This window comes from Clostridium algifaecis, assembly GCF_017874415.1.
Classification (GTDB): Bacteria; Bacillota; Clostridia; order Clostridiales; family Clostridiaceae; genus Clostridium_B; species Clostridium_B algifaecis.
This window is the reverse complement of the sequence record NZ_JAGGLM010000020.1, coordinates 14,644-38,737: the sequence shown is the minus strand read 5'-3', so window position 1 is coordinate 38,737 and position 24,094 is coordinate 14,644. Positions and strand designations below refer to the sequence as shown.

Sequence of the window (24,094 nt, the reverse complement as noted above, 5' to 3'; positions counted from 1 at the left end):
TTTCAAGGATCATTCTCGCTGTCTCCTCAGACAGCTTTTACAGTATATCACCTGTATTTTTGTTTGTCAACACTTTTTTACAAAATATTTTAAAAGCTTTCATTTTTTTAAACTTTTGCTGTTTGGCTCATTTGGCCGCCCCGTTTGACACAACGTAAATTATTATAGCACATACTTTAACAATAGCCATCTTTAATATATCCATTAAATTAATTTATCTCGTAATTTATATATATATTTCGCTTTATCTCCAATATAATCATATTGATACACAAGGTTATGTTTATATCATTTATAATAAATTCAAATAGAGAAAAAAGCCCACGTTTTAAAGACATGGGCTTTTTTCTCTATTTATTTATACATGTATAATATTTTTGTATGCTAAAATAAGTACTAATATTCCAATAACTATTCTATAAATAGCAAATACTCTCATAGGTTTTCTCTTCAGAAATGCTATGAATTTATCTACAACTACTAAAGCAACTATAAATGAAACAACAAAACCTATAACAAGAGCTATAATTTCAGGGCTTGTCATCTTTATCTTCACTTTTAATAATGAATAACCTGATGCTGCTATCATAGTTGGTATAGCCAGAATAAATGAAAATTCTGCTGCAGCTACATTTGTAAGTCCGCTCACCCATGCTCCCATTATTGTGGATGCAGACCTGGACATTCCAGGCCAAAGTGAAAGGCACTGAAAGCATCCTATTTTGAATGACTGCATAGGAGTTACATTTTCAATTTTGTTTGTGCTATTGCCCCTTCTATATTTATTTTCCATATATATCATAAGGAAACCACCAAATATAAGTGCACAGGCAACTGTAACCGGATTAAACAGTTTAGCCTTTATCATATCATTGAACTTCAATCCTATAACAGCAGCTGGTATAAATGCAATTAACATATTGCACCATAGCTTAAACCCCCATTTGCCAGGTGCCAAATTTTTTAAAGAACCTGATATTTTATTCCAGTAAAGAACTAGTATTGCAAGTATTGCTCCAAGTTGAATAACAACTTCAAACATATCTACATAAGCTTTTCTATAAGCAGGGGATTGAAAATTAATTAAACTACCTACTATTATCATATGTCCTGTAGAAGATATTGGCAAAAATTCTGTTACTCCTTCTACTATTCCTATAACAACAGCTTTAATCATAAGCATTAATTCCATTGATTACACTCACTCTCTTATTAATTTTTTAGACCAAATTTTAAACAATTTTAATTATACTATGATTTTAAGTCTTCATACAAGAATCCTATTGTTAACTTTGCATAAATATTTGTATACCTTAAAAATACACATAAACTATTAATTCTTAACTCTATTTTACTTATTATTTGCCTCGTTCCCATTATCCGGTTTGCTATCCGGTTTATTAGGTTGTCCGCCTGGATTTGCGCCTGGATTTGCAGCAGGTGGATTTGCAGCGACTGCAGACTGGTTAACTGCAGGCTTTTCTTCCTCTTTAGTTCCTCTTTTTATAACTGCATCTACAGGTTCATAATAATCATCAGCAATTAAACCCTGGCTAATTGTTCTTCCATTTTGTGTTGTGATTTTTGTAACTTTTACTTCATATCCAGTTGATGAAGGTGTAACTACTTCCGTTTCTCCTTTCTTCAATGTAGGATCATCCACATATTCTATACCTGGTTTTACAGTCTTACAAACTTGCGAATCTATATTAGTTATTACATTTGCCAGCGATTTATTGGAATATATATTAAATGAAATCATTCCGCCGGAAGTATCTCCTTCAATGTATATTGGATATTTCAAAGTATTTTTAAACTTATAATCCAGGCTTCCATAATCCACCGTAGCATCCATACCCAATTTAACATAATGAGATGGTAATGTATGATGTGTCCTTTCAGTTGATTTTATATTTGCTCTAATAACTGCATTATACAGTGTAGTTGATACCTGACATATTCCGCCGCCTAGTCCAGAATCGACCTTATCGCCTATAATTACAGGAGCAGCTTCATATCCCCTTTGTGCCGTTCTTTCTCCAACCACATTATTAAAGCTAAAAGTATCACCCGGCATTAGTATTTTACCATTTACACTTTGTGTAGCCAGCATTATATTATTTGCTCTCTCATCGGAAGACATAGAACCATACTCTGTACTAAATTCACTTATTTTAGAATTTATACTTGATATTTGACCTGATATTATTTTTGCATTTACTACTTTCATAGGTATCTGTATATCTTGTCCACTTTTTAAATTCATTTTAGATAAAATTTCACTTTTAAGCTTGTCACTTTGTAATTCCTCACCTTTTTTTTCTGAAACTACTTTAATTTTTTCTCCATTTATATTCAAGGTTGCATTTACAGGTTCTTTATTTACGTCTTTTTTAATTTTTTCTATTAATTCATCTAAAACTTTATAATTATACGTAAACTTTAAATCATATTGTTTAGCAGGTGAAAATTTTATAAGTTCAAACTTTTTAAACAAGCTTCTATCTTTACCATAATTGAAAGCCTTGTCTACAGTTTCATCAATATTATATTTAGGATCTATTTTAGAAATTTCCAATGTATATGTTGAAGATTTGCTTTTAATATTTAGCTTATTTTTTATAATTCCAGTTTCATACTTTTGTTTCATGATATTTTTTGCTTCATATCTTGTCTTTCCGGATAAATCCTGGTTTTCAATTTTTACTCCGGGATATATGCGGTTGGACCATGCTTTTGCAGTGTTATTCTGATATATTATAAGTATAATCATAATTATTAATATCGAAACACCAATTACTATTTTTTTCACAGGGCTAATTTCTTTACCTTCATATTTCCTTAACACAATATCACTCTCTATCTGGTACATAACTTACATTATAATTTATTTATACCGGTTTAATTATACTATAAAACTACCTTTATTTAAATCACTTTCTTGACTATTTCTACCATATTATAGTTTCAGATAATTCAAGTTATTTTAATTTATTGATGTAAAATTTATCATATTGTATTATAATATTTAAGAGTTAAAAATAGCTGATACTATTTTTAAATAAAAGGTGGTGTGAAAAATTAATATAAAATCTTTTTTTAGCATTATAGTTTCCAAAACAATTATAATGCTTTCAAAAATTCTATTTAAAGGAGGAAGTAATTTTCCTGGCAAAGTAGCCTTGAAATTAGATAAAGATATTTTAAAAACCGTTTGCAAGAACTATAATATTATAATTATAACCGGTACCAATGGAAAAACTACAACTACAAGCATGGTGTATAATATGTTGAAAGATAGTGACAAGCCTGTAATAACCAATAATACAGGTGCAAATATGTTAACTGGAATAGTTTCTTGTTTTGTAGAAAATTTTTCTTTTAAAAAATGTAGCAAAACAGTTTATGCAGTTATAGAATGTGATGAAGCAAATTTGACACTTTTAGCTGATTATGTAACTCCTGATATAATAACTGTAACTAACCTTTTTAGAGATCAGCTGGACAGGTATGGTGAAGTATATACAACAATGGATAAAATTCTAAATGGTATAAAAAAAGTACCTCTTGCAAACTTAGTATTAAACGGTGACGAACCACTACTTGGTGATTTAGGACTTCCAAACAGAACAATCTACTATGGATTTAAATGTGGATTGAGGAAAAGTAATACGGTTGACATAAATGCTGATTCTAAGTTCTGTAAAAAATGTAAACATCCTTATAAGTACAATTTCATAACTTATAGTCATCTAGGGGATTTCTATTGTGATAACTGCGGCTATAAGAGACCAAATCTTGACTACAGCATAGATGAAATTAAAGAAAAATCCCAGGATGGTTCACTTGTTGTAATAGGAGGCAATGAATTCTACATAAATCAACCTGGCGCTTATAATATGTATAACGCCTTGTGTGCTTATTCCATAGCAAAGGTCTGTGATATACCCGAATCTGTAATTCATGATTCCCTTAAAACTCAAAAAAGCAGTTTTGGAAGACAAGAAATTATAGATGTAGAAGGTAGGGAAGTCAGGATAATACTTGTAAAAAATCCGGCGGGTTATAACGAAGCTATAAATAGCATAAAGCTTGACAAAAGAGTGTTTAATCTTGCAGTACTTTTAAATGATAATTATGCAGATGGAAGGGATGTATCCTGGATATGGGATGTAAATTTTGAAAGCTTGTCTTCACTTAATATAGATAATGTATTGATTTCAGGTATAAGACTTTATGATATGGGCGTCAGACTTAAAGTTGCAGGACTTGACGAGAAAAAATTCATACTATGTAAAGATTATAGCAAACTCACTGATGAAATAAAAGAGTGCAAGCAAAACAGAGTGTATGTTTTAGCAACATATACATCCATGATAGGTTTTAGAAAATATTTAAATTCCAAAGGATACATAAAAAAATTATGGTAGATAAGGTGGTGTTAAAATGGAACTTAACATATGTCATCTATATCCTGATTTATTAAACGTTTATGGTGATTTAGGAAATATTAAAATATTAAAATACAGAGCTGAAAAAAGGGGTATAAAGATAAATCTAACTAATATTTCCTTGGGAGATGCTTTTGAATCCGATAAATATGACATTGTGCTCTTTGGAGGCGGACAAGATTATGAACAATCCATTGTATCTGAAGATTTAATAGAAAATAAAAAGGACAGTATAACAAGCTACATCGAAAACGGAAAACTATTTTTATCCATATGTGGTGGATATCAACTGCTCGGCAAATATTATACTACCCCACAGGGTGAAAAGCTGCCGGGACTCGGTGTACTTGATATATATACAAAAGGCGGTAAAAAAAGATTCATAGGAAATACTGTAATCCACAATGAAAAATTCAATGAAACTTATGTTGGATTTGAAAATCATTCCGGGCGAACTTATATAGGCTCTCTCGAACCACTTGGAAAAGTAGTCGAGGGTTATGGCAACAATGGTGAAGACGGTTATGAAGGATGTATATACAAAAATTGCTTTGGGACTTACTTTCATGGCTCTCTTTTATCCAAAAATCCAGAACTGGCTGATAGGTTTATAAAAATTGCATTATCAAAAAAATACAATAAAAAAATAGAATTGGAACCTATAGATAATAGTCTTGAAATGCACGCAAAAGAATTTATAATAAAGAGAGAATCCTTAAAAAAATAAAAGTACCGGTTATCGGTACTTTTATTTTGAATATAAGAATATAATTTATTTAAAAATTTTGAGAAAGCTAATTAAAATTTACAATGAAATCTCTTTTCAAATTCCTCCATTAATCCATCTCTGAATTTTGGATGTGCAATTTTTATGAGTTCTCTAGCTCTTTCTTGAAGTGTCTTACCTCTAAGCTGAGCTATACCATATTCTGTAACTACATAGTGAACATCATTTCTTGAAGTTGTAACAGCTGCTCCATGATTTATGAATGGAACTATTCTTGAAACTTTGCCATGAGCTGCAGTTGATGGTATTGCAATAATTGATTTTCCATCTTTAGCATTGCTTGCACCTCTAATGAAATCGATCTGTCCACCTACACCACTTATCTGTTTCATTCCAATACTTTCTGAACATATCTGACCCATTAAATCTATTTCCACACAAGAATTTATACATACCATTTTTGAATTCTGCATAACAACTGTAGGTTCATTTACGTAATCTACAGGATATGATTCAACCATAGGATTATTATCTATAAAATCATATAATCTCTTTGTACCCATAAGGAAGGTTACAACTATCTTTCCTGGATGAAGTGCCTTTTTCTTATTTGTAATTACTCCTGCTTCAACTAATTCAACAACTCCATCAGATATCATTTCAGAATGTATTCCTAAATCTTTTTTATCCTTTAAGAATAAAAGTACTGCATCTGGAATAGCACCTATTCCAAGTTGAAGTGTTGAACCATCTTCTATAAGAGATGCACAATATTTTCCTATAGTCTTTTCTACTTCTCCAATTTTTGAAGGCTGCATTTCAACTACAGGACGTGAACTTTCAACTATGTAATCAATATCTGAAATGTGTATAAAACAATCTCCCATTACCCTTGGCATATTTTCATTTACTTCAGCAATTACTAATTTAGCGCATTCTGCACCTGAATGTATGTAGTCATTTGATACACCAAAGCTGCAAAATCCATGTTCATCTGGTTTGCTTACTTCAATAAGTGCTACATCTACAGGAATATATCCATCCTGAAAAAGTCTTGGTATTTCGTGGAAAAATACAGGAATAAATCCGGCTCTTCCTTCTTCAACAGCTTCACTAGTACCTTTTCCTGTAAAAAATGAATTATCGTGAATATACTTTTCTACTCCCTTTTCTACATATCTTGTTTGATCCTTAGGTATCATATGATATAACTCTACGCCTTTAAATTTTTCTTTGTTGTCAACCATAGCATTAAGTAATACTTGTGGTTCTGCACATGCATGACCAAATACTACCTTGTCACCAGGTTTAATGTGTGACACAGCCTCGTCTGCAGTAACAACTTTGCTCTTATATAAGTCTTTAAAATTCATAAAACCATCCTCCCAAAAATTATGTATAATATAAATTACTAATTTTATCTATTGAAAATTTATTTTAGTTTGTTAAAAAAACTACAATTATGGCTATAAAAAGCTTATAAATATCTACATTTAACATTATATTATAATATGAGAATTTATTCAAAATTAATAAAATTCCTTTTATGTGATATTATTTGAGTAATATTCAATTATTGTTAAAATAATAGCTATATCTGAAAATATCTTATAAATACTATGATTTACAAAAATTAAAGCTATCTTCTAAAATGTATTAGAAGATAACTTTAATTTTTTATTCTTGCTTGTTTACATTTATTAAGAATTCATTATCTTTAAAATCTACTTCAACAGAACATCCTTCATATATATCACCATTTATTATTTTTTTTGCTATTGAAGTTTCAAGAGTATTTTCTATATATCTCTTAAGCGGTCTTGCCCCATAAACAGGATCGTATCCTTCTTTAGCCATGGTTTCTTTTGCCATTTCAGTTATATTAATAGATATATTTTTATCTTTAAGTCTATTCTTAATATCTTCAAGGAAAATATCTATTATGGATTTTATTTCATCAGTGTTCAATGGTTTGAACATTATTATTTCATCTAATCTATTTAAAAATTCAGGTTTGAACCTGCCTTTCATTTCATTCATGACTTTATCTCTTATGCTTTTATCTATTGTAGTACTATCTTTATTTTCAAGAAGATAGCTGCTGCCTATATTAGATGTCATAATTATAATACAGTTTTTAAAATCTACAACTTTTCCTTGATTATCTGTAAGTCTCCCATCATCCAGTATTTGAAGGAAAATATTAAATACATCATCATGAGCTTTTTCTATTTCATCAAATAATATTACACTATATGGCTTTCTCCTTACAGCCTCTGTAAGCTGACCGCCTTCCTCATAGCCTACATATCCAGGTGGCGCTCCTATAAGCCTTGATACAGAATATTTTTCCATGTATTCAGACATATCTATTCTTATTATATTTTCCTCTGTATCAAATAAAGTTCTTGCGAGAGTTTTAGCAAGTTCCGTCTTACCTACTCCTGTAGGTCCTAAAAATATAAACGATCCTATTGGTCTTTTAGGGTCTTTCATCCCTGCCCTGGCTCTTATTACTGCATTTGAAACTGCAGTAACAGCTTCATTCTGTCCTATTACTCTCTTTGAAAGCTCTTCTTCAAGTTTTATAAGTTTTTTTCTTTCACCTTCAACTAATTTTGATACGGGTATACCTGTCCATTTTGATACTATTTCAGATATTTCCTTCTCTGTTACCTCCTCTTTTAGCATGGATTTTTCTCCATTTTTCCTTATAATTTCTTCTTTTTCTTCTATTTCCTTCTGCAATGTTGGAATAATTCCATACTTTAGTTCGGCAGCTTTATTTAAATCATATTCTCTTTCGGCTTTTTCAATTTGGCCTCTTGTATTATCCAGTTTTTCCTTTAAATTTCTTACTTCCGTTATTGCGCTTTTTTCTTTATCATACTTGGCCGTAAGCTGCTTATCCTTATCCTGTAAATTACTCAATTCATTTTCTATATATTTGAGTCTTTCCTGTGAGGACTTATCTTGTTCTTTGGAAAGTGCCTCTTTTTCAATTTGAAGTTGAAATACCTTTCTTTTTACCGTATCCATTTCAACAGGCATACTGTCAATTTCAGTCCTTATCATAGCACAGGCCTCATCAATAAGATCTATAGCCTTATCAGGCAGGTACCTGTCCTGTATATATCTATCTGAAAGTTTGGCAGCCGCAACTATAGCAGAATCATGAATTCTTATTCCATGGTATATTTCAAACTTTTCTTTAAGACCTCTAAGTATTGAGATGGAATCCTCCACTGAAGGTTCATCTATAATTACAGGTTGGAATCTTCTCTCAAGTGCCTTATCCTTCTCTATATATTTCCTGTATTCATCAAAAGTTGTTGCACCAATACAGTGAAGTTCTCCCCTTGCAAGCATTGGTTTTATCAAATTGCCTGCATCCATCGAACCTTCTGTTTTTCCAGCACCAACTATAGTATGAATTTCATCTATAAATAGTAATATTTTACCTTCACTTTTTTGGACTTCCTTGAGTACAGCCTTTAATCTTTCCTCAAATTCACCTCTAAATTTAGCTCCGGCAATAAGAGCCCCCATGTCAAGAGAAAATATTATCTTGTTCTTCAATCCGTCAGGTATATCACCTCTTACTATTCTCTCAGCCAATCCTTCAATTATAGCCGTTTTACCAACACCAGGATCTCCAATAAGTACAGGATTGTTTTTAGTTCTCCTTGAAAGAATTCTGACTACCCTTCTAATCTCTTCATCTCTTCCAATAACAGGATCCAATTTATGTTTTTTAGCTTCTTCAACTAAATTTCTACCATATTTAACAAGTGCTTCATAAGTTCCTTCAGGGTCGTTAGTATCTACAGTCTGATTTCCCCTTACTTTTGAAAGTGCTTCCAGAAAATCCTTCTTTTTTATATTAAATTTTTTTAATATTTCATCTACATCATCAGAATGTACTTCCATAATTCCAAGCATAACATGCTCTACACTTATATAAGAATCTTTAAATTTTTTAGCTATGCTCTCTGCTTTAACAAGTACTTCTTCAAATCTTCTTGTAGCATAAACTGAAGAATTTTGTGCTCCCTCTCCAAGAACTTTTGGCATTTTATTAAGTACAGCTTCTGTTTCTTTCCTTAGAGCATCAACATTTACTCCAATTTTCTCAAATATGTTTGAAATTAATCCATCTTCTTCTGAAATTAATGCAGAAAACAGATGAATAGTATCAACTTGTTGATGATTATGCCTTACAGCTGTAAGTTGTGCTTCATTCAGTGATTGTTGAACTTTTACAGTAAGTTTATCTACATTCATTTATGTGACCTCCTAATAAAAATTAAATCAAGTTATCTTTTAATATTATTATAAAGCTACTATATATTATTTCAAGATTTAAAGTTTTTTAATACATCTACTCCCATGCTTAAATACTTAGCAGCCTTATTACTATCGCCATTTTCAATATAAAATTTTCCAACTAAAATAGCAATTTCTCCACTTTCCTCAACAAAATTCATATTATCAGCATATTTCAATGCATCAATTAAAGTATTTTCAGCCTGTTTTTTATTATCCTCAAGTATTTCAATCCTATATTTAAGCAAATAATATTGAATCAATAATTTGTCATCAGATTTTTGTATTTTATCCAGTATTTCATGGAGAATTTTTTTTGCATTTTCTATATCCTTCAGTTTTATATAATTCTCACATATGTTTTTGAGTGTCTCTATTATATCTGGATCTTTAATTTTTATTCTCAATTCTTTTGACTTATTTAAATGTATAAAAGACTCTTCTATATTGTCAAATTCGTAGAATAGCTTTCCTAAATTATTCTCAATTTTTGCAGTATTTCCTAAATCATTTATACTTTTATACATATCAAGAGCTTTCCTTGAATACTTTATGGCATTATTCAAATCGCCTTTTTTATTGTACTCATCAGCCATTAAAAAAACTACTTTTGCATATTCACTATTATTATTCACTTGCTTAAACTTCTCTTTTGCAAGATAAGAATAACTTATAGCTTTCTCTATATCCTCCAATTTAAAATATACAGAAGCCATATAATAATAAATTTTCCCTATTAAAAAATCATTTCCAAAATTACAATTATTATAAACTTCTTCAGCCTGTTTAAAATAGTTGCAGGAAGATTGATATGACTTCAATATCATAGTTATTTTCCCCATGTAGATAAATGTATTTATAATTTGATCATATTGATTATTCTTTATAAATATTACATTTGCAGACAAAAAATATTGTTGTGCCAGCGGATATTCTTTTTTTGCCATATATATTTTGCCTTTTAAAAATATATCTTTTGCTCTTTTACTATCCAAGTTATACTTTTCAGCATAATACAATGCCCTGTCAGTATACTCCTCTGCTTGAATCAAATAATCATTAATTATATAGGATTCGGCAATATTTTCAAAATACGTACAATTTTTTTCTGCCTGTTTCTCTTCTGATTCTATCAAATACTCAACAGAAGTATTTAATCGTTCAGCCAAATATTCAAGTAAATCCATACTAGGATTTGATTTTCCTGATTCAACCAGACTTATTTGTCCTGGAGTTATTCTATTTCCTGCAAGATCTTTTAAGGTCATGCCAATCTCTTTCCTTTTTCTTTTAATTTTTTCTCCCATGGACAATATCTCCATAATCACTCTTCCTTTACTATATTTTCTGCTTCTAATTCCAATGTACCATCCACAATATTTATTTTTGTTAAATTAAAATTAAAATGAGGTATTAATTTTACAATATCGCTTAAATTTATTAATATTGTGTCGTTATTCAATCTCATCCCATAACTGAATAAATCATTTATAATGTTTTTTGTTATGGCATCTTTAATTAATCCAGCTATTTTTAATCCCATTACCTTCAGCTTATATATTTTTATATTTAAATAATTGTTTTTTATACTGCCTATTCCTATTTGAATTTCAAAAGGTACATTTAATTTTTTTACATATTTACCCTTAATAATCACTATTTCGCCTATTAATACCTCTTCTATATTAATTTCGTCTAATTGCACGTAATCCTTTATTATATTTAATATATCTTTTTCTGTAAATTTAAATTTAGCAGCAGATATTCTCATTTATACTCTCCTCCCTAGCCTTCAAAAATATTAATTGTTGCCATAAATTGCTTTAGCAAAATTTATGATTTTAATTGGACTATTTGATATATGTACTATATTATTATAATAATCGAATTAACAATAATTCAATTAATAATAAAATTTTTTAAGATAGGTGATTGTATGAAAAAAATAAAATTAAAATCAATAATATTACCGATCATGTTGTTTATATTCTCGCTATCTGCATTTTTGTTTTCAAAGTACAGCACTAAATCTATTGAAAATATATCTTATACACAATTTAAAAGCAAACTAAATAACAAAAAAATATCCACAGTCTACATTATAAATTCAAGCAAAATAAGATTTAAATTATTGAATGGACAATTATATGAAACAGACAATCCCGGAACAGACAGCTTTAAAGAAAATCTTCTTAATAAAAACATAACTGTTCTAGAAAATTATCCATTAAGTAATATGGAAAAGTATTCTTCTTCCATATTAATATTGTCCACAATGTGGATAACTTTAATTTATTTAAAATCTTCAAAATTTAAAACGAAAAAATCTCTATCAGTTGATTCCATGGATGCCATAGCTCTTGAAAATCCTGACTTTACTTTTAAAAATATGGCAGGAAATGAAGAAGCAAAAGAAAGTGTTCAAGATGTAGTTGATTTCTTGATTAATCCTGAAAAATATAAATCCTATGGTGCCAGAATACCAAGAGGAATAATATTATATGGTGACCCTGGAACCGGTAAAACTCTGCTGGCAAAAGCAGTTGCAGGTGAAGCAAAAGTTCCATTTTATGCAATGTCAGGCTCTGATTTTGTGCAGGTATATGTGGGCGTAGGTGCCAGTCGTATAAGGCAGCTATTTAAAAAAGCTAGAAATAACAAAAAAGGCAAATGTATTATATTTATAGATGAAATAGATGCCATAGGTAAAAAAAGAGAAAATGGAGCTGCCTCAGGTTCTGATGAAAGAGATCAGACTTTAAATGCATTACTCACTGAAATGTCAGGTTTTAATGAAAATAACAACATTGTAGTTATGGCTGCAACAAATAGACTGGATACTTTGGATCCTGCACTTTTGAGACCGGGAAGATTCGACAGACATATAGAAATAACTCTTCCTGATATATGTGCAAGAGAAAAAATAATTAATCTTCATTTAAAAAACAAACCTGCCGGTGATATAGACATCCACACATGGTCTGAAAAAACAGCTTATTTTTCAGGTGCCAAAATTGAAAGTTTAATAAATGAAGCTGCTATCATAGCATGTAAAGAAAATAGTCCTAAAATTGAAGATATTCATATTGATAGGGCCTTTTCAATAATACTGGCTGGATATGAGAAAAAAAACAGGGATTACATTAAAGATATAGATAAAAATATTACTGCTTATCATGAAATTGGACATGCTATTGTATCTTTAAAAATGCTTCCAGAGGAAAAAGTATCAAAAGTTACAATTATACCTAGTACCAAAGGTGCAGGAGGATATACCTTGAGCATTCCGGAGGATAGATTGTACCAAAATAAAAATTATTTAATAAAAAAAATGATGGTCCTATTAGGTGGAAGAGCTGCAGAAGAAATCATATTTGGTAAAGACTACATTACCACAGGTGCACACAATGATCTAAAAAAGTGTACAAACATAGCTTACAACATGATAGCAAGATATGGTATGGGAGACACTATAGGTCTCTTAAGCATAGAGGAGCTGTCCAGTTTAAATATAAACCAGGATAACATTATTGATGAATGCAAGAAATTAGTAAATACCATTTATAAAAAGACTAAAAGTCTTATCATAAATAACAGAAATCTTTTAGAAGTAAAATCAAACTTACTTATTAAAAATGAGACACTATTTGAAAAAGATTTAAAATAATTATAATGAATAGTTAACAATTTTTATCTCTTTAAAAGTTGTTAACTATTCAATTGTTCCCGAAATAACAATTTTAGTATTGTCCAATAAATCAATTTCATGAAATTGTCCTTTGTTATAATCTTTTTCATTAAATACCCTTAACACGGGTCTATCCGGAAAACCTCTGTTTTGCCTTATAATATATCCATCTTCATTGTTAGATAATTTCACATGACATCCAAGCGGATAAATGGCAAATGTGTTTTTGAAATTCAATACACACTCTCTGTCAAATGAAGTATCACTTCCTGATAGTATCAATTCATAGGCATCATTTAAACCGAACTTTTCTCTATAACATCTATCATTACTTACAGCATCGTATACATTACATATACAAACTAATTTGGAAAACTTAGTTATTTGCTTTGAAGTTAAACCATATGGATATCCATTTCCATCAACCCTTTCATGATGCTGTTCAACTACTTTTATTACAGAATCAGGAATTGAAAATATTTTTTTTAGAATTTCTGCTCCATACAAAGGATGCTTTTTTATTTCTGCAAATTCTTCATCTGTAAGTTTTGTCTTTTTATTTAATACTTTAATAGGTACTTGAGTCTTACCTACATCATGCAGCATGGCACCTATTCCAAGTTCCTCTAACTCGTTTACACAAAATCCAGAAGTAATTCCCAAAAATGAAGCCATAATACAAGTATCTATACAGTGAAGAAAAGTATAATTGTCATAGGTTTGAATATCAAGAAGACTTTTGTTAACATCTCCCATATTGATTATATAATTTATCAATTCTTTAACTACATCAAGTGATTTCTTAAGCTTATTTGCATCACAATTATATAAATTAGTAACCATGCCGCTCATATTTTTCATAGTGAGCTGCTTAAGCTGTGTTAATTTTTCATCTTCTACATCAACATCCTCAAATCTCTCATCCTCTACATAAATGTATGAAACACCCAGCTCTCTTAGTTTATTTATATAAATATTATTTAATTTTATCCCACACTTTAATAAAATCTGTCCCTGTGGTGTAAATATACTTTTACCAAGCACATCATTTTCTCTAATTCTATTTATAAATTCAAGTCTCATTACCCTCACCTCATCAAACGTCTAATGTATTAATTTCTTTCTGCAATTTTCACATATTCCGCTTAATCTAAGATTTAAATTTTCTTCTTCAAGTACAAAACCGGTTTTATTTTTTACTATTTCTTCTATTTCGTCCATAGGACAATCTATTTCTACCTGTTTATGGCATAATTTGCATTGAACTATATGCTTATGTTTTTTTCGTATAATTCCATAACTGGATTTATTCAATCCCAGGTCAAATTTCTTTATTATCTTTTTATTTTCAAAAAGCTCCATTGTCCTATATATTGTAGACAAATCAATATTTACATTTTTCAATTTACACCTTTTCAATATATCTTCGGCATTCATAGCATCATCGCTGTGTAAAAGTATCTCCAATATATTCATTCTAGGTCTAGTAACTTTTATGTTATATTTTCTCAAATATCTTTCAACATCATAATCCATAAAATCACCTCAACTAATTGAAAAATCAACATTAACTTTTAATTTAATAGCAGAATATTACACGTATCTTTATTATATACCTATCATTTAATTATTTTAAATAGTAATTTAGGACAATTAGCGTATATTTTATAATATATGCTAATTGTCCCTTAAAATTACTAGATAATATACACATATCTATCAATATATGTATTATTTAGTAATATCCATACTATTTGGCATGGAATTTATGATATTTTTAGGAACATTAGTCCCTGTAAGAGTGATATTCTTAAGATTTTCAAGTGTTTTTATAACTCCTATATTAGAAAGTTCAGCGTTATTTCCCAAATCAAGAGTTTCTAAATTTTCCATACCTTTAAGCGGATATATATTTGTTATATTATTATCACTTATATAAAGCATTTTTAAATCTTTCATGTTGGAAACAACTGTTATATCATCTATACAATTTTTGTTCAAATATAGCCTGACCATGCCATTCATATTTTTTAGGGATGATATATCCTTTATTTTGTTGCCATATAAATACAAACTATTGATATACTTCATGTTGTCAAGGTATTCTATATTGTTGATATTATTATTTCCAAGACTTAAAGTTTCCAGATTATCAAGATTATCAATTTGTGATATATCATTTATTTTATTATCATCTGCATGGAGTTCTTTTAAATCAGTCTCTCTGCCAAGTCCCTCCAAATTAATCAAACAATTTTTATTTGCAGAAATCCATGTCAAAGTATCATTTTCCTCCAGAGGCTTTAGTGATGTTATTTTATTTTTATTTATAGATAACCTTTTTAGTTCTGACATTGAACTTACAGGATTTATATCGGATATATCATTTTCATCTATATTCAAATTTGTTATATTTTTAAAATTCTTAAGTACATCTATATTTTTTATACTGTTCTTTCCCAAGTCAAGACTCTCTAAACTTGTTAAATCTTCAAGCTCATCTATATTTTCTATATTGTTATTGTTCAAATTTAAAGTTTTTAATTTTGTCAAATATCTAAGTGGCAAAATATCCGCTATATTCGTACCAGATACCTGTAAACTTTTTAGATTAGTTAAATTCTCCAGGCTTTTTACATTATCAATTTTAGTATTATAAATATAAAGATTTTCCAAATTTGTAAGTCCGCTTATATAAGATAAATCTGATATATTATTTGATCCTATGTTCAATGATTTCAATCCAGTCAAATTTTCTATTCCTGACAGATCATTTATTCTCTTGCCAAATAAATTTAAATTCTCTATAGACTCAACATCGTATTTATAAATTGGTCCCGTTTTCTTATCTATATTATCTCTAATAGCCTTTTCCAGATTAGCATCCTTAAAACTAACCTGTACATTTGGACTATCTATACGGTTGTCTAGATCATTAAAATCAGTTATCTCTCTTCCTCCATATTTCAGCCATACTATATCAGGAAGCTTAGATGGTGTAAAATCCTTTATATCATTAATTTTATCCTTATCCAGCGATACCCTCTGCAGATTTTTAATATTGATCAGCGGCTTGCCATCATTAAAAGGATTCTCATCAAGTGCAATTTTTGTTAAATTGGATAAGCTTCTGAGCGGTGATATATCCTTTATTTTATTTTTCGTGAGGTAAAGTGATGTTAAATTAAGCAAGCCCGACAAACTTGAAACATCTTCTATTTTATTATTTGAAAGTGTCAATGATTTTAAAGTATATAATTTAGAAATATCATCTATATTTTTTATATCATTATTACTCAAGTCCAACTCTTTCAAGCAATAATGTTCTCTTAAAGGTTTTAAATCAATAATTTTATTTCCACTTAAATTAACTTTTCTGAGCACACGTAAATTAGACAAAGGAGATAAATCTTTTATTTTGTTTTGATAAAAATATATATTTTCAAGATAAATCAAATTTTTTAATGGTGATAAATCTTCTATATCATTAAAGCTGGCATCCAAAGTGTACAGATTTGTCAACTTTTCAAGTCCATCCAAGCTTTTTATATTTTTATTTCTTATATTTAAATCATGTATTGTGTCTAAATCACTTTGAGTTATAGTTCCACTTGTTTTATTCAATTTTTCTCTTATGGCACTATCCAGATTTTTATCTTCAAAAGTTATTCCAGCTTCATTATCCTCTGCATAAACTATGGTTTTAGAATATGGAAACACAAAAGAACATAAAAACATTATCACAAGTATTAAAGATATTTTTTTATTATTCATTATTTTGCCGAGATATTCTCGGTTTTTCGCCTCCCCTTATTAACAGATTTAAGTTTTGATTCACATATCTGTCTCATATCAAAAGCTACAATATATTTTCCAAAAAACTTCTTCATAACTAAAGTAAGCACAAGAGAAACTATCAAAAATGACGCCAAAACTTTTATATCTTTATTAAGTACATTGTAATCTATGCCCCAACTAATTTCCCTTATAGCAGATACAGAATACGTAAATGGTAAAAATGGTCCTATAGTTTTAAAAAATTTAGGTAAAAGTTCACCAGGAAATGTACCTCCAGAACTTGTCAGCTGCAAAATAAGTGCTACTATTGACATAACCCTTCCTATATCTCCAAATAGGAAAATAAAGTTCTGCATTACAGCAATAAATGTAAGTGATAAAAATATATTAAATGCATAATATATATACACATTTGGAGGTCTAAGTCCTAGTTTAATAACTACAAAGCTCAGAAATAAAGCCTGAAGTACACCTATTATCGAGTAAGTCAAATATTTTCCCAAAACCATGGAGACAGGTCCGAATTTTTCGTCTGAAACTGTTTTATCTGTTATTACAAAGAACATCAAAAGTGCTCCAACCCAAAGTCCAAGACTAATGAAATAAGGTGCCAGGCCTTCTCCATATCCATTTACATCATACAATGGTTTGTTTTCCATATCCAATGGGTCCGACATGAAGTTACCCATCGCACTGCTGCTTGCACCCAATTTATCAGCCAATTGTTGTGCACCATCTGCCAGCTTGTCATGTAATGTTGCTACTCCATCATAAAGCTTGTTTATACCAGACTGAAGATCAGGCATTTTGTCTTTAATTTTCTGAAGCCCATCTCTGATTTTCTTTGATCCATCTGATAATTTAAAAAGTCCATCTGAAAGATCAGTCGATCCATCATAAAGCTTCTGGACACCAGACTGAAGATCGGGCATTTTATCATTAAGCTCTCCCAATTTATCTGTAAGAGTCTGTGAACCATCATGTATTTTCATCAATCCATCTGAAAGATCTACAGTACCATCTGACAAATCATTGACTCCATTTTGAAGTTCAGGAATAGCATCCTTAAATTGACCTATGCCATCTCTTAAATTTTGTGAGCCTTCATATAAAGTTCCTATACCATCCTGCAGGTCATTGCTTTTATCATATAACTCATCCAGTCCATTATATAACTCGCTTGACCCATCATAAAGCTGATCTATTCCATCATTTAATTGGTCAACCATACTTTTAGCATTACCTATTGAAGTTTCTATATTTTTCAATGCATTAACAGTCAAATCAATTTGATTTTGAATTTGTTTTACCATATCAGTTATCTGTGATGGCAATTTGTCTGATTTAGCAATTGGATCTAAATGATCTCTCATATTTTCAAGAGTACCTATAATATTGTTTATTTCCGACACAAGCTTGTCAGAATCAAAACTATTGTCATTTAATATAGTTTCTATTTGCTGCATTAAAATTTCCTGGTCATTTAAAGCTTGCTGTATAGCAGTCTTATACTCATTATCGGGTAAATTGCTTAATAATTTATCTATACCTTCTATCTGAATTTTAAAGTTTTCAACTATTGGGAGCAAATCTTTAGATATTTCCTGTTTTTTACTTATTACCTGCTGTTTTAGATTATCTTGAGCTTCACTTAATTTGGTTTTTAACTGCCCTATACCATTTTTAAGCTTGTCTGATCCATCTTTTAAATCACTTACACCACTTACCAATTTAGGCATATTATCATTTACTTCATGAAGTCCATCTTGCAGTGAGGTTGCTCCATCATACAGTTTGTCTACTCCATCTCCGAGCTCAGGAATCTTATCATTTAATGAGCTTACTCCATCTCTTATAGTCTTACTTCCATCCCAGGCATCTCCAATTTTATTAGTCAAAGTTGACGAGCCATTTAAAAGTTTGCTGACACCATCTATCAAATCCGGCATTTTATCATTCAATGTTCCAATACCATTTTTCAATTCAGTACTTCCATTTGCCGCATCGCCCAATTTATCCGTCAATGTATTGGAACCATCTACAAGTTCATTTATTCCACTTGATAATGTAGGTACCTGATCCTTCATAGTCTTAATTCCATCTTTAACTTTAGATGTTCCATCAGCAGCACTTTTCATGCCATCTTTCAATTTATATAAACTATCATATACTTTTATCCCTATATTATCTATTATCTTCTTGTTAATCTTATCTTTTAGTGCTATAGATGCCTTATCGGCTATAAGTCCAACTACATAATTTTTTTTCTTATTAGTTGAAAATATAAATTCAGGTCTTTTTAAATTACCTTTTTCAACCCCTGCAAGGCACTTTGAAAAATCAGAAGGTATTATCATAATTGCATAATATTTTCCACTTTGCAAATCTTCCTCAGCTTTTTCGGTATTACTTGTAAAGTTCCATTTTAAATCATTATTCTTTTTTAATTCCTTTACAATATCATTACCATAATTTTTCTTTTCATTGTCTATTACACTACCAGTATCCAAATTAACAATTCCTACAGAAATATATTGAGTTTTTCCATATGGATCCCAAAAGGCTGCCAAATAAAGTCCTCCATAAATAATAGGTATCATGGTTATTCCTATTACAGCAATTGCAAGCATTCTTTTACGCGATACATTTTTTATATCACCCCATAATACTTTTAAAAATCTCATACTATCTCCTCATTTCAAATTTCAAGAATCTTTACTGACTGGTCGGTTTCATTAAACACCTTTTTTTTGTATATGTCAATATTAAATTTGTAATTAGCCATACTTAACAATTTTTTAATAATTTAAAATTAAATTAGGTCATACTGGGGCATATAAAAAAGTTGTGAACTCCTGATTGTGAGTTCACAACTTTATAAATTTTATTTACATAACATCTGTCATTATTGGTTTTTTCAAAAAACCAATGAGCGCAGCGGTTATAAAGGATCCTATTATTATAGCAAATACATATAGAAGAGGATTTCCGTTGACTATTGGTATTACAAATATTCCTCCATGAGGTGCAGGAAGACCTATGTTAAACATCATTGAAAGTGCTCCTGCAACTCCTGAACCTACTACAGAAGCTGGAATTATCCTTGCCGGATCAGCTGCCGCAAAAGGTATGGCACCCTCTGTTATAAATGTTGCGCCCATTATATAACATGTTTTACCTGCATCTCTTTCTTCTTTATCGAATCTATTCTTAAAAATAGTAGTTGCAATGGCAATTCCAAGTGGAGGAACCATTCCTCCTGCCATTATAGCAGCATGAGGTTCAAATTTGCCAGCAGCTATCATTGCAATTCCAAAAGTATATGCTGCTTTATTTACAGGGCCGCCCATGTCTATAGCCATCATTCCACCTAATATAATTCCAAGTATCACCTTATTTGCAGTTCCCATAGATCCAAGCCATTGAGTCAACCAGGTATTTATTGCTTTAACAGGATCTACTATAAACAGAAGCATTATAATTCCTGTAATCAATATTCCAATAAGCGGGTACAAAAGAACCGGTTTTATTCCCTCCAGTGAATCAGGGAGTCCAGAAAATACTTTCTTAAGCAATACTACAACATAGCCGCCCAAAAATCCTGCAATCAATCCACCTAAGAATCCTGCTCCATTGTTAGCAGCTATAAGTCCACCAACCATTGCTGGTGCAAAACCAGGTCTGTCTGCTATACTCATTCCTATAAAACCTGCAAGTACAGGAACCATAAGTGAAAATGCATATGTCCCACCAACATCATGTATAAGCTTTGATATAATATTATATGAAGGATCTTTAGGATCAAAACTTTTTATGCCAAACATAAACGATATTGCTATAAGTATACCTCCACCTACAACAAATGGCAGCATATTTGAAACACCATTCATCAAATGCTTATAAAAACCTTTTCTCTCACTTCTGGTCTTTTTGCCTGACTTATCTTTTTTATCTGCATGATATACAGGAGCATCTTCACTTAAAGCTTTATTTATAAGTCCTTCAGGATCTTTAATAGCCTCTGATACAGATACTTCAATTAATTTTTTACCATCAAATCTTCCCATTTCAACCTGTTTATCCGCTGCCACAACTATACCATCTGCTTTTTTTATATCCTCATCAGTGAGTCTATTTTTTACACCGGTAGAGCCATTTGTCTCAACTTTAATATCAATTCCCATTTCTTTACCTTTATTGTTAAGGGAATCAGCTGCCATATAAGTATGTGCTATACCTGTTGGGCAAGCTGTAACTGCAAGAACATATTTGCTTGATGGAGCATGAGTTTCTTCAGTTTCTTCAGATTTTGCACTATTGCTGTTAGCTTTTATATACTCTTTTTCCTGAGTATCTATAAGTCTTAATACTTCATCAGGAGATCCTGCATTTATAAGATTATCTTTGAATTCTTTATTCATAAGCATGCTTGAAAGTCTCGCAAGAGTATCCAAATGTTCATTGTTTGCCCCTTCACTTGCAGCTATCATAAAGAATAACTGTGCATCAGTTCCATCCAATGATTCATAGTCAAGTCCTTCCTTTTTTATTCCAAATGCAAGTGCAGGTGTCTTGACTGCAGCTGTTTTTGCATGAGGTATTGCTATTCCTTCTCCAATTCCTGTAGAAAATTCAGCCTCTCTTTTTAATATTTGTTTTTTATATTCTTCCCTGTCATTTAATTTTCCGGCTTTATCAAGTATATTCACAAGTTCGTCTATGACATCTGCTTTTGTCGTTGAATCCAGTCTAAGCTTTATTGTATCTTTTCTTAGAAGTTCAGTAATTTTCATAATTTTTACCCCCTTTTAATTAAATATATAATATTTTCTGTATTACAGTTTAGTAACCTTAACTTGATCAAGTAATTCATCTACATATTCCTTCTCACATAAATCCATGGAAAAAGCAGTAGCACTTCCGGATGCTGCTCCATATCTAAAGCTTTCAACTATATCAAAGCTTTTCGTGTACTCAGCAAGAAAACCAGCTACAACAGAGTCACCTGCGCCTACAGAATTTTTAACTTTTCCTTTTGGTGCAGAAGCAGTATAAACACCTTCACTGCACACAAGCATCGCTCCATCTCCTCCCATAGAAATTATTATGTTCTGAGCACCCATATTTCTTAATTTATCAGCATAATAAACAACTTTCTTCATATCTTTAATTTCTACATTGAATATGTCTCCAAGCTCATGTATATTAGGCTTTATTAAAAATGGTTTATATTTTAATGTGGCTGTAAGAACATTTCCTGTAGTATCTACTATAACCTTGCTGTCCGGACATTTTCTTTGAATTATAGAATATATGTCCTCTGGCAAAGATTTTTGAACATTCCCTGCAAGTACAATAAAATCATCAGATTTCAAACTTTCTATTTTTTTTAATAGTTCATTTAAGTTCTTTTCATCTATATCAGGTCCGGCTCCATTTATTTCAGTTTCTTCATTTGATTTAATTTTTACATTTATTCTTGTGTCCTCATTAACCTCTATGAAATCAGTTATTATGCCGTCATTATTTAGAGAATCCTTTACAAACTTTCCTGTAAATCCTCCTATAAATCCAAGTGCTTTACTTGATACACCAAGATTTTTTAAAACTCTGGATACATTTATTCCCTTTCCTCCTGCATATTTTGCTTCATTGCTAACTCTATTTACAATTCCTAAAGTCAAATCATGAACCTGTACTACATAGTCAATTGATGGATTAAAAGTTACTGTATATATCATAAATTTTTCACAACCTTTATTTTAGTTTTTTCTAAATACATTTCGCAGTCCTCTACTTCGGAATCCGTAATTATGGAAGCCTCTTTCAAATCGGCAACCTTTACAAAACTAACTTCTCCAAATTTACTTCCATCCGCAAGAATATAGCTGCATCTTGAATGTTTAATGGCAGTTTTCTTAAGTATGGCTTCTTCAGAGTCCGGAGTTGTAAATCCATATTCTAGGTGAACACCATTCATTCCTAAAAAACATTTATCAAATCTGAACTTTTCAAGGCTTCTAAGTGCATCTGATCCTATAACCGCTCTTGTTCTATTTTTTACTTTTCCACCTAATATATATCCATTTATATTATTTTCAATAATAGCATTTATATGCTTTAGCCCGTTAGTCACTATTATTATTTCTTTTTTATTTATATATTGAATCATTTCAAAAGTCGATGTCCCTGCATCTAGATATACACAATCTCCTTCATTAATAAGTGAAGCTGCAAATTTTGCTATTTTTCTTTTTTCTTCTACATTTCGTATTTCCTTTTCAAGATAACTTGGTTCTATAAATTTACCTTTTGGTATTTCAGCACCACCGTGGATTCTCCTTACTGCATTTATGCTGTCTAAATAAACAAGATCACGTCTTATGGTAGATTCTGACGTATTTAAAAGTTTTACAAGATCATTGATTTTTACAATACCCTTTTTTTCTAGCTCGTCTAATATTATCTTATGGCGCTGTTCTGTAAGCAAAATCATTTCACCTTCTTTAACTTTATAAACTCTTTAAATATATCCTATGTAAACATTATAATATTATTTTTTTCTAAAATCAATCATTTTATTTCAAAAACATTCAAAAACATTCATATTACTGACAAGTCCATGTTAAAAAATGGGATATGCTATATAAACAAAACTATAAGTGATATAATTATTTAAATTATATAAATGAAGGGGTGTCACTTGATTATGGAGAATAAAGTTAAAAACTTTGCTACATTATTGAATTGTATGGATGGAAGAACACAATTACCCGCACTAAATTGGATAAGGTCAAATTATGATGTGGAATATGTTGATATAATATCAGAGCCTGGAATGGACAAGGTTATATACCTTAATGACAAAAATTTTATGAATTCACTTGGCAAAAAAATAAATATATCCTTAAATTCTCATAATTCCAGGATAATATTTATAGCCGGACACTATGATTGTGCCGCTAATAAAGTTGATAAAGCCATTCATATAAAACATATTAAATCATCTGTAGATATAATTAAGAAAATATATAAAAATGTTCCTGTAGTAGGACTTTGGATGGGAGAGAGCTTTAAAGTAGAAAAAATATAATTTTGGTGACA

The 24,094-nt window shown here is 30.3% G+C and carries 17 protein-coding genes; 4 read left to right on the top strand and 13 right to left on the bottom strand.

Features of this window, described 5'->3' with window-relative positions:
• Window positions 1-358: 358 nt before the first annotated feature.
• On the bottom strand, window positions 359-1,192 hold the full coding sequence (locus tag J2Z42_RS11960; RefSeq protein WP_209703008.1) for an undecaprenyl-diphosphate phosphatase: 834 nt from the start codon (window positions 1,190-1,192) through the stop codon (window positions 359-361).
• A gap of 159 nt (window positions 1,193-1,351) precedes the next feature.
• Window positions 1,352-2,848, bottom strand: a complete 1,497-nt coding sequence (locus tag J2Z42_RS11955; RefSeq protein WP_342590027.1) for a VanW family protein — start codon at window positions 2,846-2,848, stop codon at window positions 1,352-1,354.
• A 280-nt stretch (window positions 2,849-3,128) separates the two neighbouring features.
• Between J2Z42_RS11955 and J2Z42_RS11950 the strand changes: the two genes are divergently transcribed.
• Together J2Z42_RS11950 and J2Z42_RS11945 are read left to right on the top strand one after the other, a co-directional pair.
• Window positions 3,129-4,430 (top strand): Mur ligase family protein, encoded by a 1,302-nt coding sequence (locus tag J2Z42_RS11950; protein WP_209703006.1) that lies wholly within the window; start codon window positions 3,129-3,131, stop codon window positions 4,428-4,430.
• A gap of 16 nt (window positions 4,431-4,446) precedes the next feature.
• Complete coding sequence (locus J2Z42_RS11945; RefSeq protein ID WP_209703005.1) at window positions 4,447-5,178, top strand: type 1 glutamine amidotransferase; 732 nt, start codon at window positions 4,447-4,449, stop codon at window positions 5,176-5,178.
• Window positions 5,179-5,249: 71 nt separating this feature from the next.
• Here the strand turns inward: J2Z42_RS11945 and J2Z42_RS11940 are convergent, their stop codons facing one another.
• The 4 genes from J2Z42_RS11940 to J2Z42_RS11925 all read right to left on the bottom strand — a co-directional run bounded on the left by J2Z42_RS11940 (window position 5,250) and on the right by J2Z42_RS11925 (window position 11,275).
• Window positions 5,250-6,551 (bottom strand): acetyl-CoA hydrolase/transferase family protein, encoded by a 1,302-nt coding sequence (locus tag J2Z42_RS11940; protein ID WP_209703004.1) that lies wholly within the window; start codon window positions 6,549-6,551, stop codon window positions 5,250-5,252.
• A 304-nt stretch (window positions 6,552-6,855) separates the two neighbouring features.
• Window positions 6,856-9,462 carry an ATP-dependent chaperone ClpB gene (clpB, locus tag J2Z42_RS11935; protein WP_209703003.1) on the bottom strand — a complete coding sequence of 869 codons (2,607 nt, stop codon included), beginning with the start codon at window positions 9,460-9,462 and terminating at the stop codon, window positions 6,856-6,858.
• 71 nt (window positions 9,463-9,533) lie between these two features.
• Window positions 9,534-10,826: a helix-turn-helix domain-containing protein gene (locus tag J2Z42_RS11930; RefSeq protein WP_209703002.1), complete on the bottom strand. Its 1,293-nt coding sequence runs from the start codon at window positions 10,824-10,826 to the stop codon at window positions 9,534-9,536.
• A gap of 2 nt (window positions 10,827-10,828) precedes the next feature.
• Window positions 10,829-11,275, bottom strand: coding sequence for a hypothetical protein (locus J2Z42_RS11925; RefSeq protein WP_209703001.1), 447 nt, complete (start codon window positions 11,273-11,275; stop codon window positions 10,829-10,831).
• A gap of 165 nt (window positions 11,276-11,440) precedes the next feature.
• Between J2Z42_RS11925 and J2Z42_RS11920 the strand changes: the two genes are divergently transcribed.
• The gene (locus J2Z42_RS11920) at window positions 11,441-13,171 is read left to right on the top strand and encodes an ATP-dependent metallopeptidase FtsH/Yme1/Tma family protein (protein WP_209703000.1); all 1,731 of its coding nucleotides are present in this window, start codon (window positions 11,441-11,443) and stop codon (window positions 13,169-13,171) included.
• Window positions 13,172-13,216: 45 nt separating this feature from the next.
• Here the strand turns inward: J2Z42_RS11920 and J2Z42_RS11915 are convergent, their stop codons facing one another.
• From J2Z42_RS11915 to J2Z42_RS11885, 7 genes are all read right to left on the bottom strand, one after another.
• Window positions 13,217-14,275 (bottom strand): HD-GYP domain-containing protein, encoded by a 1,059-nt coding sequence (locus J2Z42_RS11915; RefSeq protein ID WP_209702999.1) that lies wholly within the window; start codon window positions 14,273-14,275, stop codon window positions 13,217-13,219.
• A 21-nt stretch (window positions 14,276-14,296) separates the two neighbouring features.
• A complete protein-coding gene (locus tag J2Z42_RS11910) occupies window positions 14,297-14,728 on the bottom strand; it encodes a Fur family transcriptional regulator (protein ID WP_209702998.1) in 432 nt (143 codons plus the stop codon).
• Window positions 14,729-14,923: 195 nt separating this feature from the next.
• A complete protein-coding gene (locus J2Z42_RS11905; RefSeq protein WP_209702997.1) occupies window positions 14,924-16,966 on the bottom strand; it encodes a leucine-rich repeat domain-containing protein in 2,043 nt (680 codons plus the stop codon).
• Complete coding sequence (locus tag J2Z42_RS11900) at window positions 16,966-19,674, bottom strand: YhgE/Pip domain-containing protein (protein ID WP_209702996.1); 2,709 nt, start codon at window positions 19,672-19,674, stop codon at window positions 16,966-16,968. The genes J2Z42_RS11905 and J2Z42_RS11900 overlap by 1 nt, the downstream gene beginning before the upstream one ends.
• A gap of 204 nt (window positions 19,675-19,878) precedes the next feature.
• A complete protein-coding gene (locus J2Z42_RS11895) occupies window positions 19,879-21,783 on the bottom strand; it encodes a PTS fructose transporter subunit IIABC (protein WP_209702995.1) in 1,905 nt (634 codons plus the stop codon).
• 42 nt (window positions 21,784-21,825) lie between these two features.
• Window positions 21,826-22,731 (bottom strand): 1-phosphofructokinase, encoded by a 906-nt coding sequence (gene pfkB, locus J2Z42_RS11890; protein WP_209702994.1) that lies wholly within the window; start codon window positions 22,729-22,731, stop codon window positions 21,826-21,828.
• Window positions 22,728-23,480 (bottom strand): DeoR/GlpR family DNA-binding transcription regulator, encoded by a 753-nt coding sequence (locus J2Z42_RS11885; RefSeq protein WP_209703009.1) that lies wholly within the window; start codon window positions 23,478-23,480, stop codon window positions 22,728-22,730. Before J2Z42_RS11885 ends, pfkB begins: the two co-directional genes overlap by 4 nt.
• A gap of 219 nt (window positions 23,481-23,699) precedes the next feature.
• Between J2Z42_RS11885 and J2Z42_RS11880 the strand changes: the two genes are divergently transcribed.
• Window positions 23,700-24,083: a carbonic anhydrase gene (locus J2Z42_RS11880; protein ID WP_209702993.1), complete on the top strand. Its 384-nt coding sequence runs from the start codon at window positions 23,700-23,702 to the stop codon at window positions 24,081-24,083.
• Window positions 24,084-24,094: the final 11 nt, after the last annotated feature.

Excerpts from the sequence above, each read along its gene's own strand:
- J2Z42_RS11895 (WP_209702995.1), bottom strand. The coding sequence starts at position 21,783 with ATGAAAATTACTGAACTTCTAAGAAAAGATACAATAAAGCTTAGACTG.
- clpB (WP_209703003.1), bottom strand. The coding sequence starts at position 9,462 with ATGAATGTAGATAAACTTACTGTAAAAGTTCAACAATCACTGAATGAA.
- J2Z42_RS11900 (WP_209702996.1), bottom strand. The coding sequence starts at position 19,674 with ATGAGATTTTTAAAAGTATTATGGGGTGATATAAAAAATGTATCGCGT.
- J2Z42_RS11925 (WP_209703001.1), bottom strand. The coding sequence starts at position 11,275 with ATGAGAATATCTGCTGCTAAATTTAAATTTACAGAAAAAGATATATTA.
- J2Z42_RS11920 (WP_209703000.1), top strand. The coding sequence starts at position 11,441 with ATGAAAAAAATAAAATTAAAATCAATAATATTACCGATCATGTTGTTT.
- J2Z42_RS11915 (WP_209702999.1), bottom strand. The coding sequence starts at position 14,275 with ATGAGACTTGAATTTATAAATAGAATTAGAGAAAATGATGTGCTTGGT.
- J2Z42_RS11880 (WP_209702993.1), top strand. The coding sequence starts at position 23,700 with ATGGAGAATAAAGTTAAAAACTTTGCTACATTATTGAATTGTATGGAT.
- pfkB (WP_209702994.1), bottom strand. The coding sequence starts at position 22,731 with ATGATATATACAGTAACTTTTAATCCATCAATTGACTATGTAGTACAG.
- J2Z42_RS11945 (WP_209703005.1), top strand. The coding sequence starts at position 4,447 with ATGGAACTTAACATATGTCATCTATATCCTGATTTATTAAACGTTTAT.
- J2Z42_RS11905 (WP_209702997.1), bottom strand. The coding sequence starts at position 16,966 with ATGAATAATAAAAAAATATCTTTAATACTTGTGATAATGTTTTTATGT.
- J2Z42_RS11950 (WP_209703006.1), top strand. The coding sequence starts at position 3,129 with ATGCTTTCAAAAATTCTATTTAAAGGAGGAAGTAATTTTCCTGGCAAA.
- J2Z42_RS11940 (WP_209703004.1), bottom strand. The coding sequence starts at position 6,551 with ATGAATTTTAAAGACTTATATAAGAGCAAAGTTGTTACTGCAGACGAG.
- J2Z42_RS11960 (WP_209703008.1), bottom strand. The coding sequence starts at position 1,192 with ATGGAATTAATGCTTATGATTAAAGCTGTTGTTATAGGAATAGTAGAA.
- J2Z42_RS11910 (WP_209702998.1), bottom strand. The coding sequence starts at position 14,728 with ATGGATTATGATGTTGAAAGATATTTGAGAAAATATAACATAAAAGTT.
- J2Z42_RS11930 (WP_209703002.1), bottom strand. The coding sequence starts at position 10,826 with ATGGAGATATTGTCCATGGGAGAAAAAATTAAAAGAAAAAGGAAAGAG.